Source organism: Bacillus sp. CGMCC 1.16607, from assembly GCF_042683745.1.
Classification (GTDB): domain Bacteria; phylum Bacillota; class Bacilli; order Bacillales; family Cytobacillaceae; genus Pseudoneobacillus.
In genome coordinates, this window is record NZ_JBHUJX010000013.1 from 71,602 (window position 1) to 86,206 (window position 14,605).

The 14,605-nt window shown below is 32.1% G+C and carries 18 protein-coding genes and 2 pseudogenes; 6 read left to right on the forward strand and 14 right to left on the reverse strand.

The genetic code is table 11. The features are described from left to right. Positions 1-112: 112 nt before the first annotated feature. The 4 genes from ACFSO7_RS09340 to ACFSO7_RS09355 all read right to left on the reverse strand — a co-directional run bounded on the left by ACFSO7_RS09340 (position 113) and on the right by ACFSO7_RS09355 (position 2,606). On the reverse strand, positions 113-1,003 hold the full coding sequence (locus ACFSO7_RS09340) for a DUF2785 domain-containing protein (RefSeq protein ID WP_377877034.1): 891 nt from the start codon (positions 1,001-1,003) through the stop codon (positions 113-115). Positions 1,004-1,151: 148 nt separating this feature from the next. Then, positions 1,152-1,499 (reverse strand): transposase, encoded by a 348-nt coding sequence (locus ACFSO7_RS09345; RefSeq protein ID WP_377877035.1) that lies wholly within the window; start codon positions 1,497-1,499, stop codon positions 1,152-1,154. A gap of 142 nt (positions 1,500-1,641) precedes the next feature. Continuing rightward, positions 1,642-2,097, reverse strand: a complete 456-nt coding sequence (locus ACFSO7_RS09350; protein WP_377877036.1) for an SMI1/KNR4 family protein — start codon at positions 2,095-2,097, stop codon at positions 1,642-1,644. 263 nt (positions 2,098-2,360) lie between these two features. Then, complete coding sequence (locus ACFSO7_RS09355) at positions 2,361-2,606, reverse strand: hypothetical protein (RefSeq protein WP_377877037.1); 246 nt, start codon at positions 2,604-2,606, stop codon at positions 2,361-2,363. A gap of 1,735 nt (positions 2,607-4,341) precedes the next feature. Between ACFSO7_RS09355 and ACFSO7_RS09360 the strand changes: the two genes are divergently transcribed. After that, entirely contained in the window at positions 4,342-4,773 is a 432-nt protein-coding gene (locus tag ACFSO7_RS09360) for a DUF2621 domain-containing protein (protein ID WP_377877038.1), read from the forward strand. Positions 4,774-4,805: 32 nt separating this feature from the next. On the opposite strand, the gene ACFSO7_RS09365 is transcribed toward ACFSO7_RS09360, so the two are convergent. From ACFSO7_RS09365 to ACFSO7_RS09375, 3 genes are all read right to left on the reverse strand, one after another. Then, positions 4,806-5,285: a CcdC family protein gene (locus tag ACFSO7_RS09365; RefSeq protein WP_377877039.1), complete on the reverse strand. Its 480-nt coding sequence runs from the start codon at positions 5,283-5,285 to the stop codon at positions 4,806-4,808. A 104-nt stretch (positions 5,286-5,389) separates the two neighbouring features. After that, complete coding sequence (locus ACFSO7_RS09370) at positions 5,390-5,749, reverse strand: response regulator (protein WP_377877040.1); 360 nt, start codon at positions 5,747-5,749, stop codon at positions 5,390-5,392. A 319-nt stretch (positions 5,750-6,068) separates the two neighbouring features. Next, positions 6,069-6,776, reverse strand: coding sequence for a cytochrome c biogenesis CcdA family protein (locus ACFSO7_RS09375; protein WP_377877041.1), 708 nt, complete (start codon positions 6,774-6,776; stop codon positions 6,069-6,071). A gap of 394 nt (positions 6,777-7,170) precedes the next feature. Between ACFSO7_RS09375 and ACFSO7_RS09380 the strand changes: the two genes are divergently transcribed. After that, positions 7,171-7,341 carry a Spo0E family sporulation regulatory protein-aspartic acid phosphatase gene (locus tag ACFSO7_RS09380; RefSeq protein WP_377877042.1) on the forward strand — a complete coding sequence of 57 codons (171 nt, stop codon included), beginning with the start codon at positions 7,171-7,173 and terminating at the stop codon, positions 7,339-7,341. A 46-nt stretch (positions 7,342-7,387) separates the two neighbouring features. Here the strand turns inward: ACFSO7_RS09380 and ACFSO7_RS09385 are convergent, their stop codons facing one another. From ACFSO7_RS09385 to ACFSO7_RS09405, 5 genes and pseudogenes are all read right to left on the reverse strand, one after another. Next, positions 7,388-9,181: an ABC transporter ATP-binding protein gene (locus ACFSO7_RS09385; RefSeq protein WP_377877043.1), complete on the reverse strand. Its 1,794-nt coding sequence runs from the start codon at positions 9,179-9,181 to the stop codon at positions 7,388-7,390. Positions 9,182-9,185: 4 nt separating this feature from the next. Next, positions 9,186-10,934, reverse strand: a complete 1,749-nt coding sequence (locus tag ACFSO7_RS09390; RefSeq protein WP_377877044.1) for an ABC transporter ATP-binding protein — start codon at positions 10,932-10,934, stop codon at positions 9,186-9,188. 312 nt (positions 10,935-11,246) lie between these two features. Continuing rightward, a pseudogene (locus ACFSO7_RS09395) lies at positions 11,247-11,327 on the reverse strand (YneF family protein); the annotation flags it as partial. A 136-nt stretch (positions 11,328-11,463) separates the two neighbouring features. Beyond that, a complete protein-coding gene (locus ACFSO7_RS09400; protein ID WP_377877045.1) occupies positions 11,464-11,739 on the reverse strand; it encodes a YolD-like family protein in 276 nt (91 codons plus the stop codon). Positions 11,740-12,023: 284 nt separating this feature from the next. Beyond that, the gene (locus ACFSO7_RS09405) at positions 12,024-12,185 is read right to left on the reverse strand and encodes a hypothetical protein (protein ID WP_377877046.1); all 162 of its coding nucleotides are present in this window, start codon (positions 12,183-12,185) and stop codon (positions 12,024-12,026) included. A 204-nt stretch (positions 12,186-12,389) separates the two neighbouring features. Between ACFSO7_RS09405 and ACFSO7_RS09410 the strand changes: the two genes are divergently transcribed. The 3 genes from ACFSO7_RS09410 to ACFSO7_RS24030 all read left to right on the forward strand — a co-directional run bounded on the left by ACFSO7_RS09410 (position 12,390) and on the right by ACFSO7_RS24030 (position 13,320). Continuing rightward, a complete protein-coding gene (locus ACFSO7_RS09410; protein ID WP_377877047.1) occupies positions 12,390-12,596 on the forward strand; it encodes a helix-turn-helix domain-containing protein in 207 nt (68 codons plus the stop codon). Positions 12,597-12,662: 66 nt separating this feature from the next. Next, positions 12,663-12,848, forward strand: a complete 186-nt coding sequence (locus ACFSO7_RS09415) for a hypothetical protein (protein ID WP_377877048.1) — start codon at positions 12,663-12,665, stop codon at positions 12,846-12,848. 286 nt (positions 12,849-13,134) lie between these two features. Then, on the forward strand, positions 13,135-13,320 hold the full coding sequence (locus ACFSO7_RS24030) for a DUF7662 domain-containing protein (protein ID WP_483861710.1): 186 nt from the start codon (positions 13,135-13,137) through the stop codon (positions 13,318-13,320). Between the two features lie 67 nt (positions 13,321-13,387). On the opposite strand, the gene ACFSO7_RS09420 is transcribed toward ACFSO7_RS24030, so the two are convergent. After that, positions 13,388-13,657, reverse strand: a complete 270-nt coding sequence (locus ACFSO7_RS09420) for an excalibur calcium-binding domain-containing protein (protein WP_377877049.1) — start codon at positions 13,655-13,657, stop codon at positions 13,388-13,390. A gap of 114 nt (positions 13,658-13,771) precedes the next feature. Between ACFSO7_RS09420 and ACFSO7_RS09425 the strand changes: the two genes are divergently transcribed. Further along, on the forward strand, positions 13,772-14,149 hold the full coding sequence (locus tag ACFSO7_RS09425) for a hypothetical protein (protein WP_377877050.1): 378 nt from the start codon (positions 13,772-13,774) through the stop codon (positions 14,147-14,149). Positions 14,150-14,267: 118 nt separating this feature from the next. On the opposite strand, the pseudogene ACFSO7_RS09430 reads toward ACFSO7_RS09425, so the two are convergent. Continuing rightward, positions 14,268-14,486, reverse strand: a pseudogene (locus ACFSO7_RS09430) (transposase); the annotation flags it as partial. Positions 14,487-14,605 lie beyond the last annotated feature (119 nt).

Genomic DNA, 14,605 nt, shown 5'->3' on the forward strand with positions numbered 1-14,605 from the left:
GCTACCATAAAAATCCAAATGTTTGTTAAACTAAACTGCTCGTTAGTACCATAAGGAAAATGCGATACTCCTTCTGGAAGTATCGCACTCGTTAGTCCATTAAAATAAAAAACTAAGAACCATATACCTTTTGATGAAGTTCCTTTAAGTTACCATTGATTAGATCTCTTACATTGCTTCTATTGTTTTTGTATCCAAGCCTGAAATACAGGGCTTTAAGGAAGTTAGTTGTGTTAAACTTAGTTTGGAAGTATTCATTTGAGAAACCTTCTTTAGTATAAATCAATTCAAGATCAGTAAAAATTTGTAAAACCCATAGTTCTAATTCCAGTTCATCCAAATTTCTTTCAATGAGAGCTTCAATAACAAAAATTAATCGTTCATCTTCATCATCTATATATGTCGCATCTTTAAACAGGCAAGTGTGTACGATATTGAGAATTTTGGTAAAGTTTTTCTCACTAATCTTTGGATGTCTAACGAGTGAAACCAATAAATCGGCTCCGTGTGCAATACTGTGAGCCCAGCCCTTTTCCTTTACATAGCCTCTTGTATCTAGTTCATTTTGTAGGTAATTTATACTTCTTTCAAATGCATTTTTTAAATTATCTTCAGATAACACACCTGTCTGTCTATCTTTAGACAATAGTCCAGTGATTACCAAAGATGAAAAAGAGCGTGTAAATACTGAATCTGTATTTCTCTCCCCAACCCCATAGAACAAATGATTTTCATCTAGGCAGGTTTCCAATATGTATTGATATTGCTTATCTAATAATAAACTTTCATTAATTAACCATATAAAAGTTGGATATATAAGCTTATCTCTTAATTCAGGGTCCACAGAACCAATATTTTCTAACATATCACCAATCAAAGATTCGAAATACTCAGCGCTTAATTGTTGTATATCTTTGTTTCTCAACTGCTTAAGTTGTAATTTCAGTTCCATATTTTTAATTGTCACTCCCTTTCCAAGAGTATTGATAATATGATTCGCCATAATAAAATAGATTCCTTCTTCTGCAACTATCCTGCCCCTTTTGTTCCTTAAAAAAATATAAAGCGATCTACAAATGCAAATCGCTGTCTTAGTAAACTAAAGCACCCGTTACTTCCTAAAGGAACACTTTATTTTTTCTTTCATTTGCCTATTCTTTTTCTTCAACGAGTTCTAAAAAATAATCTTGTAAATCACCGTTTAATTTAGTCGTCTGGTTTTTCAGGGTAAAATCAAACTCAATGTTAGAATCTAGTGTAGAAGTGCCATCAAGAATACCTAAAAAATATGATACTGTGTCAATCTGTGTTTGTTTTATGATTCTAAATAGCAACTGTTGTTGATCATTCGATAATCCCTGAAAAAATGGGATAGCTTCCCTATAGTAAGGATCTTTAACTTTTGCCGTTTCTGTTTTTAGATATATTTCTTTATAGTCGTTAAGGCTTTCATCAATCAAATGTTTATAAAACAACTCAACTATATCTTCATTATTCATTTATATAACACGCCCCTCTACTTAAAGAAACTTTTCCGTTACTGTACTCTTGCACCCGTTTCTTGAATAAGAAAAATGCCTTGCCCACTTGCTGAAACAAAACATTCGTAAATAAAGCTGTGTAGCCCTTCTTTTATTCCTCTTAAGAATTATTTAATAACTCAAATAAAAAATCTCCAAAGTTCTCTGCAATTATTTCAAATGGTTGTTCCTTTATCGGAAGTCCACTGATATACGAAACAACAGGTGCATTGTTATCATTGTTACTCTGCACTTTGGAACAATCTAGGCAGAAATACTCGCCATCATCAGCGAAATAAAAGCAAATTAGATTATTAGGCAAATTTTCTATTTCCCTTAATTCTTTGGTAATCCAAATCATATTCGGGATTCCCGCTTCATCTATTCCTAGACCATAAATTTCTTGTCCAAAAATATCTCCCAATCCATATTTCTTTAAAAACTCCCTATAACTTTTAGGAAATTTCACCTTTAATTTATATTCTGCATCAATAATTGTTTGTTCATTGATTTCACCAATAAAATAAGCTTCTTCTTGGTTAGTTTCTATAATTTCTAGTGCTTTATTTATCGACATTTATTCTCCTCCACACAATCCATTTTTACATTCATTTTACTACTATTTCTTGTTAAACTAACCTGGCCTGTTAGTCTCATAAGGAAAAGGCGATACTCCTTTTGGAAGTATCGCCCTCGTTATCGAAATAAGGATTATATATTAATTGCTTTTAAAAAGATATTCCAAAAAACCATTAAATGTATTTGAACAAGTTATTAAATCCTCTAAGTCCATCCCTATAAATGGAACTTTTAGATTAAAAAATTTTTAAGTTAATTCTTTTAACCAGCTTTGAACCATTCAATAGGGAGTTTTATTTTTGAAAAATCCAACTTTTGTAGTTCTTTAAGCGAGAATGTGTTAGTCAAATATAATTCCCACTGTGCAGAAATATCCTCTAATATGCCGTATAGCTTTTCATCACCTAGCTTATCCTCATTCATATATTTCATATAATGCTTATCACACCAATTACAAATCTGTTGATGAGTATATTGATTTGTTTTATATATCACACTCTTTAACAATTCAACAAGGGTTTCCTTACTAAAAAACAAATCGATTTCAATAAAATTTGATTCAGTCCAACTACCTATATATCGGTTTCTTCCCCCCAGTTCCACCTCGGTCAAAAATCTAATTTATATTTAATTCAACGTATATTGAAAGGATTCCTTCTTAAAGTAAACTGCCACGTTAATACAATAAGGAATACTTACCAATAATGCATATTTATTAGTCTCCATACAATAATTATCTAGGTTTTTAATCATTTTAATTTACATAATGCAAAAAACTTTTTCAGTTCAATTTTCAGAAACAGGATTATTTAAAATTTACAAATACTCGCCTTGAGATAGAGAGTTCAAAATAGAAAAAACCTCATGAGGGATTTGTCTGCAGATTTAAAGAAGAAGTGAATAGAGGAAGTTTGAAAAGATTTCTTACCATCATATTATTTGAATTGGAAATGTAATCCTAATATTTTGTAAATATAATTATTGTTAGCCAAATTCCTTCGTTGAGGAAAGCTATTCTTATACTGCCCATAGGAAAGGATTTTTTCTCTAAGTAACGATGCGTCAGCATTATAAAGTTGTTTTGAATCGGTGTTTTTATGGCACCAAATACAAGTGGGTTATCTCATCAATTCCCTTATCTGGTACTAGGGGATACACATAAAACACATAATCTTGTTCATTTGGCAAGTTACAATAAGAAGTAAAAACTCTTCTAATCTTGTCATAAAAGTTTTCATTAGTTATTACTCTTTCTCTGTACTCTTTTAAAGATATCGTCACCTGTCCTTCAGTTTCTGATTAATTCCACTTTAAATATTTTTTCTTTAATTTTAAATGTCAATTCAACTAATCCACTTCGTTTCTTTAGTTAGAAAAGAAGCTATTAATTCACTTTAGACTTACGTAATTGTTGATTTTTAGAAACCTTCCTGAAATTAGTACTATAATCACACCTAACAATGTTAAATATCAAAATCATTTCCCACACCCAAGCTTTGAAAATACTTATCCAAAGGTTAGAATATGCGTTCAATTACCAAAAGATACAAAGAAAATTACACAACTTTGAATTTATCCGAATGTTCTTAGAAAAACCATTTCACCATTTTTATATCTTAAAATATCTCGTATTAACCGGTGCCGAGTTTGGTGCCCATTTGAAAAAATTTAATGATACTAAAGAACACTCTATATCACAGAAACCTTATTCTATAGCACTTTATGGAACTTAGTGATACTAGAAATTACAGACTGTCTAGAACTTCAAAACCGCCTGTGTCCTGCGTGCCAGGATAGCTGGGTTCGATTCCCAGGCAGTCCCGCCAAAACCATTAAATTATAAGTACATCCGTCAGTCGATTATGATTGGCGGATTTCTCTTTTTCAAAAAACATTTCACTATCAAAATGTTATTAACGGCGAAGAAACGTGATTTGCATCACAACATTCTAACTAAATAAATGTGAGAATAGGGATATAAAAATCAAGGGGGAAAAACAATGTTTATTACTTATTTAATGACTATCGGTTTTTTCATCGGTTCCTATTATGTTACTCAAGTTATTTTTGATAGATTGAAAGAGATTGATGAACAACATTTAAAAGAATTAGGAATGTGACCGATCAGCAGACAATTTGTCTGCTTTTCTTTTTTTCCTTTTTATTTCAGATACCATGCGCTTGTCATCCAATAAATAGACAGTCTATAATAGAATAAAATGAATGATTAAGTGGTGAGAAAATGGGTCAACTAGAAGGCTGGTTTTTATGGTTTATACTTTTTTGGGTCTTTGTTCTCCTTTTCCTATTTGCAATTGGCGGATTTTTTATGTTTCGGAAATTTCTTAAAAAATTGCCAAAACAAGATGGAAAATCAATGATGGACTGGGAAGAACATTATGTAAATGAATCTAGGCACTTATGGAAGGATGACCAAAAAGCTTTGCTTGAGGATTTAGTAAGTCCTGTGCCTGAACTTTTTCGAGACGTTGCTAGACATAAAATAGCAGGAAAAATCGGTGAAATTGCCCTTAATGAAAATGCAAGTTGTATTACTCAAGAACTTGTTATTAGAGGGTATATCCTTGCTACTCCAAAAAGGGACCATAAATTCTTAATCAAAAAACTACGTGAAAAACAAATAGAAATATCACCGTACCAACATCTGTTCTAATAAACAATAAAAACGCACTTCTATGTGCGTTTTTATTGTTTATTCTCCATTTGTAATTGCAATTCCAATTTGCGAAAATTTCGATACATAGCCAATCTCCATGGTACAATCATTCCGAAAGCTAATATCCAAAACATTCCACTTAACTGACCAACATCAATCGTAGAACTTAAAACAGACTTCATCACAACACGTACGATTAAAAGACCTATTAAAATGAACATAAATGCCTTCGAACGCTTTAAATAAATATGATTTTCTCTAATTTCAAAATTGGACGTCTTTATTAATAAAATGGAAAATAGCATCCCAACAATGATCGCCTCGAGTATTTCTAAAGGTGTCACTCGGAAGTATGGAAAAATAAACATAAGTGCCCCAGTACTCATAAAAATAGGTGGGAGAATAATTTTTTTCGCAGAAGCTGGTTTATTAGCCGCTTTGATGCGAAGAAACATGACAAAAATAGCCATACCAATGGCACCGATTGAGGATGCAATCACTAAGTTCATTTCATTCATCCTTTATAATATAATATCTTTTCATTCTTTAAATATTTGTTCATGTGGTGAAGAAAAAAACCATTCAAGCAATACTACTTAAATGGTTCCTATTATTAACTTAATACACGATTAATTGCGTCCAAAACCCGACCTTCATCAAATGGCTTCACAATAAAATCTTTTGCACCTGCTTCAATTGCTTCTACCACCATTTTTTGTTGTCCCATTGCGGAACACATGATAATTCTAGCATTTGGATACTGTTCCTTAATTTCTTTAACAGCTTCAATACCGCTCTTTTCAGGCATTGTAATATCCATCGTAACTAGATCCGGATTTAGTTCTTGATATAGATTAACCGCTTGAATACCATTTTCCGCTTCACCAACGACTTCGTGGCTCGCTTTTAGTAGTATATTAGATAAGGTCATTCTCATAAATTTTGCATCATCAACGATTAAAATTCGTGCCATGCTGTTTCCCCCTAGCGCTGGAAGTACTAAATATTCAACCTATCAAACTGAAAGGGTTTTATTAGTACTTAAGAAATTATAAATAACAAAATGTAGATAACTCTGGAAAAGTTTTTGTAATCCAGCTCCAGTGCCTAGCCCTCAATGACAAATACCAATCAATCAGGAAGGTTAATGAACATCATTCCGACCGACTCGTCTTTTGCTTGAAGAGGCTGATCAAGGCACTTCCGCATTTTGATAGTATAACTAATTAAGAATATATCGGAAATAACAAGGAATATCAATCTTTTCGATTCTTATCCACTATATATGAACTTTAAAAACCTGTAAATCCTCCAAATATTGTTGAAAAAAGTGAAATGAGCTTTGTCATCCAATCGAAAAAAAGAACGATTCCCATAATAATCATGACATATCCGCCAATTTTAACAATTTTCACATTATGTTTACGAATCCACTGCATTTTGCCAATAAAAAATGACAGAATAAAGAATGGAATAGCAAAACCTAAGGAATACGCAATCATATAAAGAACGCCAGAACCTGGATTCGATGCAGCTAATGCAATAACAGACATCAATATCGGTCCTGTACAAGGTGTCCAGCCTGCCGCAAATGCCATCCCGATAATAATCGATCCAATAAATCCAGAAGGACGATTTTTAAATTCAAATCTCTTTTCCTTCATCAGAAATTCAGGATTAAATATCCCTACGACTACTAATCCGAATATAACAATGAAAATAGCTCCCAATTGTCGAATGAGATCTTGATATTGTAGGAAGAATTGGCCGACCATGGACGTACCAAATCCAATGGCAATAAAAATAATCGAAAATCCTATTAAGAAAAAGAGAGTATGCAATAAACTTCTCTTTTGCAGCATCGCATTTTCACTTTTCAACTCCCCTACTGACATACCTGTAATATATGATAAGAAAGCTGGATAAAGAGGTAGACAACAAGGCGAAATAAAGCTTAAAAAACCAGCACCTAGTGCGAGAAATAAATTTACATCAGTCATTTTATAACATCTCCTAAAATATAGTTCACTGACATTCTTCGAAAAAAATCCATTCTACCAACATATACATATTCAAATTTTTGAGTTTTCTTCATTTTCAATAAGACTTTTTTAACATTTTTATTCCCTTATTAATAACATTCTAACAAATGTTATATCAATTTGATATGTAACCAGTTGTGAACATTTTGTGTCATAAATCATTGTGCCTAAATACATTTTACTTATAAAACTTAATTAATACACGTTTTCCTAAAATATGATTGGATATTATTTTACAAATATGTTTTGAAGTTATTCCCAATATCCGTTATAATAATCTAGTATCATAAACTGATAGATTTTACAAAATTATGTAGCTATATATGAAACCAACTAGAAAGGAACATCCATTTTGCTAAAAAATGACTTACTTCATCTCATTGAAAAAAAGAGAGCAGAGTTAATTGAAGTGGTAAATCAAAATGGCTTTACCTCATCCATTGCCATAAGATATAGTCAAGAACTAGACCAACTCTTAAATGAATACAATCGAATGTATATTAAAAAAGTATCTGCATATTAAAAAATCAGCTCTCCAGTTTTATGGAATGAGCTGATTTTTTTATTTATTACATTACTGCATTCTCTGTTTTTTCATTTACCCCATTCTGTAATAAAAACATCTTATGATATAGTCCTTTCTGTGCCAGTAATTCTTGATGAGTTCCTCTTTCGACAATTTCCCCTTGATGCATAACGAGAATTAATTCTGCATCTTGAATGGTTGATAAACGATGGGCGATGGCGATCGTTGTCCGGCCTTTTCTCATTCTCTCTAATGCTGTTTGAATCGCTTCTTCTGTTTCCGTATCAATATTCGCCGTAGCTTCGTCAAGGACTAGAATCTTTGGATCAGCTGCAATCGTTCTTGCAAATGCGATAAGTTGTCTTTGCCCACTCGAGAAAGTAGATCCTCTCTCAACCACTTTATGCTCATATGAATCGTCTAATTTTTCAATAAATGTATGTGCTTGAACGAACCTAGCTGCTTCCTCTACTTCATTATTAGTAATTCCATTATTATAAAGACGAATATTATCAGATACAGTACCGAAGAAGAGGAATGGATCTTGGAGAACAAGCCCCATTTTATTTCTTAGCTCATCTTTCTTAAAAGATTTTATCGAATGTCCATCAATGATAATGTCCCCTTTTTCAAACTCATAGAATCTCATTAAAAGGTTTATAATTGAACTCTTCCCGCTACCTGTATGCCCAACCAATGCAACAGTTTGACCTGGCTCTGCAGTAAAAGAAATATTTTTTAATACATCTCTCTTTCCATCGTAAGAGAATGTAAGATTCTTCACTTCAATTCTACCTGATTGAATGGATAAATTTCCTTCTTGCTCTTGAATTGGCGCTACTTCATCTTCGTCCAATAATTTAAATACACGAGAACCAGCTACAATTGCTTGTTGAAACAATGATAATCGCATCATCATATTATTGATCGGTTCAAAAAACCGGTCTAAATAATTAATAAAAGCATATAAAACTCCAATTTCAATGGGTGATTCGAAAGAAGAAATCCCGAAAAAACTCAAAACAATTATTAAAGCGGCAACATACACGAGATCCACAGCTGGACGAAGCAATAGACCGTCAACTTTGATGTTTTTCATTCCTGATTGATAATGCATTTCATTAATTTCTTCAAACTCTTTACGTAATCTTTTTTCTTGACGGAACACTTGAATGATTGACATACCTTGTAAAGATTCGCTTAACTTCGCATTAAGCTGACTTAATCTTTCACGCATATCCTGGTAAAAACGAGAGCTGTATTTCCGATATGCACTCATAATGAAAAAAATGACAGGTAAGATCAACATACAGAACAAAGCTAGTTTAACATTGAGAAAAAACATAGCAATAAAGATTCCTGTAAGTAAAAAGGCACTTTGAATAAAAGTTGCGATGACAGTCACGAACATATCCTTGATCGCTTCTGTATCATTAGTGACACGTGAGACAATGCTACCTGCTGGCGTTTTATCAAAATATTTCAATCCTAATGAATGAACTTTCGAAAAAACGTCAATTCTCATCTGTTGAATAATTTTTAAAGCAACTTCTTGAAACTTAATTAGTTGTAAATAAGACACGATGACATTCGTTATTTGAAGGCCGATATAGGCTGCCGCTAAAATAAATAATGGTTTAAAAACCAAATTTCTTGGTCTTAAGTGATCGTCAATAAATATTTTCACTAGTATCGGACCTAAAATATCAACAACTGTTGTAATGAATAAGAGCAAAAATGCTATGATAATTGCTTTTATGTGTGGTCTAGTATAGGAAAGGAGGCGAAAAAGAACATTTCTTTGTTCCCTTCCATCTAGTTCTCGAATCTTTTCCATTATTTTACCCTCCATGCTCCACAAGCTCTTCTAGCTGTTGTCTTTCGAACATTTCTTTATACCAACCATCCTGCTGCATTAATTCCTCATGAGTACCCTGTTCTGAAATTCGTCCCTCATCAAGAACAAGTATGAGATCGGCATGCGCAATCGCACTTAAACGATGTGCCGTAATGATTGTCGTTTTTTCTTCTCTATTCTCCCTTAAAGCCTTAAGTATCTTTTCCTCTGTTTGAGCATCTACTGCCGAGAGTGAATCGTCTAATACTAGAACCTCTGCATCCATTAGAATAGCCCTAGCAATCGAAATTCTCTGTTTTTGCCCCCCTGATAAGGATACTCCTCTTTCTCCTACAACAGTTGAATATCCATCAGTGAATTGTTTAATATCTTCATGAATATATGCGGTTTTCGCTGCCTCTTCAATCTCCTGCAAAGTAGCAGTCGGATTTGTAAAGGCAATGTTTTCACCGATCGAAGCGGAAAATAGAAAATGATCCTGTGGTACATAACCAATCGCTTCTCTTAATGCTTCCATCTTATAATTTGGTATCGGATTCCCACCAAAATAGATTTCCCCTTCATATCCTTCAAACTCACGTATTAACAGCTTAAGTAAAGTGGTTTTACCTGCTCCTGTTTTTCCAACGATCCCTAAAGTTTCTCCTCTTCTCAGTTTAAAATGGATATCTTTTAAAACTGGTACTGTCTCATTTGGATAAGTAAACGAATCGAGTGAATATTCGATATCTCCACTTGGAACTGTTCCTAATGCATTGGGAACATCGGGCATGTCAATTTTCTCAGATAATAGGTTTTGAATCCGATCATAAGAAGCACGACCACGCTCCACAATATTAAATAACCAACCAAAGGCGAGCATTGGCCAAATTAATAGCCCTAAATACGAAGTAAAAGAGACGAGTTCACCAATCGATAATTGACCATTAATTACAAACTTTGCACCAAATGCTAGTGATAGAAAAAAAGAAATTCCAACAATAATGGAAATGGTAGGATCATATAATGAATCTATCTTTGCCACACGAATGTTCTTCTCAACTACTTCATGTGATAGTTGTTGGAAGTCTTCAATATCCTCTTTTTCTTGACCGAACGTTTTGATTACTTTTATTCCTGTTATACTTTCTTGAGTCTTATCATTCAACGATGAAAAAGCCTCTTGCGCTTTGTGAAAATGCTTATGCAGTAATGTTCCATACCAATTAGTTAATAAAGCCATAATTGGCATTGGAATTAATGCGATCAATGTCAGCTTCCAACTAATTGTAAATGCCATCGCAACAATGACAAAACCACCAGTTGCAATCGAATCAACTAAAGTTAATATCCCTGATCCAGCCGTTTGCTGAACCGCTGAAATATCATTTGTTGCATGAGCCATTAAATCTCCAACCCTTTTCTTTTGATAAAAAGACTGGGACATATTTGTAAAATGCTCATATAGCTTGTTTCGCAAAAGCTTAGATAATTTTACTGCCGATCCAAAAATCATAATTCTCCAATAATAACGAAGAACATACATGATAAGACCAGCTAAGATAATGATCCCAACAAATTTAAATAAAGACGATTTCGTTAGAGTGTCATTACTAATCTGGTCTACCACCATTCCTATGATTTTCGGTGGGATGATTTGCAAAAATGCAACAAATAATAAAATTCCTATTCCAATTAAATAAGCCTTTTTTTCCTGTTTGAAATACCACATTAAATCTAAAAACACTTTCATAACAAACTTCCCCCATACGTTAATAGCAATGTTAGACTTGATTAGTTTATCAAATATTCTTAAAATAAGGAAGATTTTAGATTTTTATTACTTGCCTATTTTTTGTAAACTTAACAAAAGCGCGCGGCGCCTTGATCATCCCCGACAAGCAAATGCCGTCCCAAAGAGAAGGCTGCTCTTTGGGACGGCATTTGACCTCGAGGTCTAGGCGCTGGACGTGGATTATACAAGTTAAGAAGTTATCCACATCCGAATATTATATAGTTTCCTAAAAGATAAAAAAACACCCGTTTGAAATGAGTGTTCTTGTTATTATTTAAATTGCTTATTCATTGCTTGCATCATTTGATTGATTTTCTTTTGGGAAGGCTTCTGACCCATTTGCATCAAAATGTTGATACATCAAGGTTTTCACCAGCTATTACTACCACTTTTTCTATTAAGAAAAATATACCCTATTTTAATAGTTTGTCTACTAAAACAGAGAAAATTTGGTTAAGTTATCTGAAATATTGAATATAATGGTAGATTAATCATCAAAATTAGTAATCCCTACTATGTCACTGAATTTTACTTTCATTATATATCCGTCATTTTTTTCTAAATAAATCACATTACCTACTTCTTCAAATCTTACAATTAACCCTTCATACTCCCAAAAGTATCCGTCTTCCCAAGTTTTGATTTTCACTATATTAGCAAAACCCCTAGCTTCAAGTATTATGTTTTCAATATCTACTATTTGGTGCTCAGATAAGTAAGACGAAGACACTACCTTATTTAATTCACTTTCACGAATCGTCATTATAAATCACTCCTTGAATATATTATACGAACAATTGTTCCGTTTTGAAACAAAAAAATACACCAATTATAAAATTGGTGCAATTCAGAAATACTTCATAGCCATTCTCACAAATTTCATTTTATTATAGCAAGAAGACAGATGAAGAGATTGAATAGTAGTTAGGGGGAGCGACTATTACAGGTTGCTCTTTTTTGTAATTAGTATTTATTATTTTGTATTGAAAGTAGATTAATATTGATTATTTTGTATTAAAATATTTTTCTAGATTATTGGTATAAAGATTACTTAAAGTTTCTAGACCCTCTAGGATACTTAGTAACTCCGTCAAGAGTATAAGAATCGTAATTTATGTAGTTACTAAGATGTGCTGTTGGGTCATTTTGCTTTTCATTATTTCCATTTTCATGGCGTTCAATAATTTCTTCAATGCCTATCTTTGTCATGTTAAAAGCTGCTCCGAGTATTTTAAGGTGCAAAAATTAACCATTTCTAAAATGTAATTCAAAAATACATAAGATATATTTGCTAATATATTTGCTGCTTAGTAAAGGATATTTGATACTGGTTGTCCATTATTCCATCTATCCAATAAAATTGTGAAAGGAATTATTATTATTTTTGGAGTATATTTTATAGAGGTATTTGCAATGCTTAAAAGTCGTATAGGCGAATTATTAAGGGTATCAAAATATAGACGAGAATATATCATAAAAGAATTGGATATCAGTCAAAACACGTTGTCAAATTGGGTGACTGGTAAAACTTACCCTACAATAGATAAAGCATTTTTATTAGCTGAGTTATTAGAGGTTAAAGTTGATGATTTTTATGAAAGAATAGAAGATGAAGAGTGAGTAAATAAATTTATTACTTTAGAGAGTACAAATAAATAACCATTTAATACAATCAGAGGTAAGACAATGAAGAAATACATGTTAAAAAATGAATTTAAAGATATTAAAAAAGGAACTCAATTTTACGTTATTGTTGAATCTGAGTTTATAGGTGTTAAAGAGTTTGTTTTACGAACTCATGATTTTGTTCATAGGATAACAATCACTGAAGATGAGCTCAAAGAGAATTTTATCTATTTAGATGATAAATAATGTTTCGGAATAAAAGAAAAATTTATTAATGGCAGGAGGAATAATCATGACAAAACAAAGAGGAAATAGAAATCAACGGATGTATTCTTGCTGATCAAGGTGACGTTGACTAAGATGTATTCTTAGAGAAGTTTATAAGATTTGTAGAATCAAACGGTTGGTATTTTGGTGGGGTTTAACCTCGATAGATTAAGATGGTAAAATACTAGATAATCAAAATAAATACTACGGAAATTATCTTAAAATCTATAATTATTTTATGGAAAATAGAAATAAACATGATAATATGGTTCTTTGTTTTGAGGATATAGATAATATTCTCGAATTTAAACTACCTAAGTCAGCTTATCAATATCCTGCGTGGTGGGCTAATCAAGGTTATGGATCTCAAGCTAAAGTATGGATATACGCAGGATGGAGAACAATGGATGTAAAATTAGGTGAAAGTGTAACATTCCAACTAAGAAAATAAATAGTTATTTAATTTAATATAGGAGCAACTATTTTAGCTACTCCTTTAATATATTCAAATTTATTATTTATTTTTCACATGCAATATTATCTTTATCACGATCTAATCTAGTGTTTGCATCATACATTTCTGTTGAAACAGTTGGTGTATATTTTGTTTTTCCACCTTTGTTCTTCGCATCTTTTGTACGAGCGACTCCACCTTTATAAATCTTATTCAACTCGGTGCAATTCTTAAATTTAGTCGCTTCTAATGTAGTATTCGCATCTACATTAGATGAAAAAGTAAATCCTACTAGAATGACTGATGATAACAAGAAAAAACAAATTTTTTTCAAAAATTGATACACCCCTCCCACGAATACTAATATCCATATTATTACAAGTATATAAGCAATACTAGAATTTAAGAAATAAATAGTTTAATATTATTTTATGGAGTGATCATAATTATGAGAGTTGGAAGTTCTAGTATTTATACATACAAAGATTTAATAAAAAATGACAAAAATAAGGGATTACCAGAAGATTTGTTCCTAGAAAACAAAGAAAAAGGTAGTAAAAGTAAGGGTAAATTGGATGTTCGTAGAGAAGCTGGTTATATAAAACATTACATAATTAAACCTAATGGAGAGAAAATACTAATTTCAGAAGTGAAAGAAACAAAAGAAATGAAAGAAGCAAATGACCCGATATCAACAGAAAAAACACAAAACAATAATGATGTTAAAAATAAAAATTCAAATACAAAAGACCTAATGCAATTTCTTAACCTTTCTGCAGGAGTAGGATTACCGTTGAAGTTAAATTATGATCATGAAAAAAAGTAATTTGAACCATGTTAGGTATGAAAACAATCAATACAATTAATACAATAATTAAAATGTGAAAACCCCCTCTCGAATGAACTGCCCCCTGTCAAGTAGACAGTGGAAATAATAAAATGATTTAAGCGGCTTTAGCTCTATATTCCATAGGGCTAAGGCCGTTTAATCGTTTTTGATATCTATCATGATTATAAAAACGGATGTACTCATCTATCGCCAGAGAAAGTTCCTCAAATGTCATATATTTATGTAAATAATACTTCTCACATTTCAGTGTTCCCCAAAAAGATTCCATTGGTCCATTATCAACACACCGACCAACTCGTGACATACTTTGTGTCTGTTTTTGGCAAGTAGGAAATGCTTTAAATGGCAATTAAAAATGTAAGACTTGCCAACTCCCATAAATTATCTGTTTTGTAAAATTGAATCCTTCATTCGATGACTTGGCCCATTAAA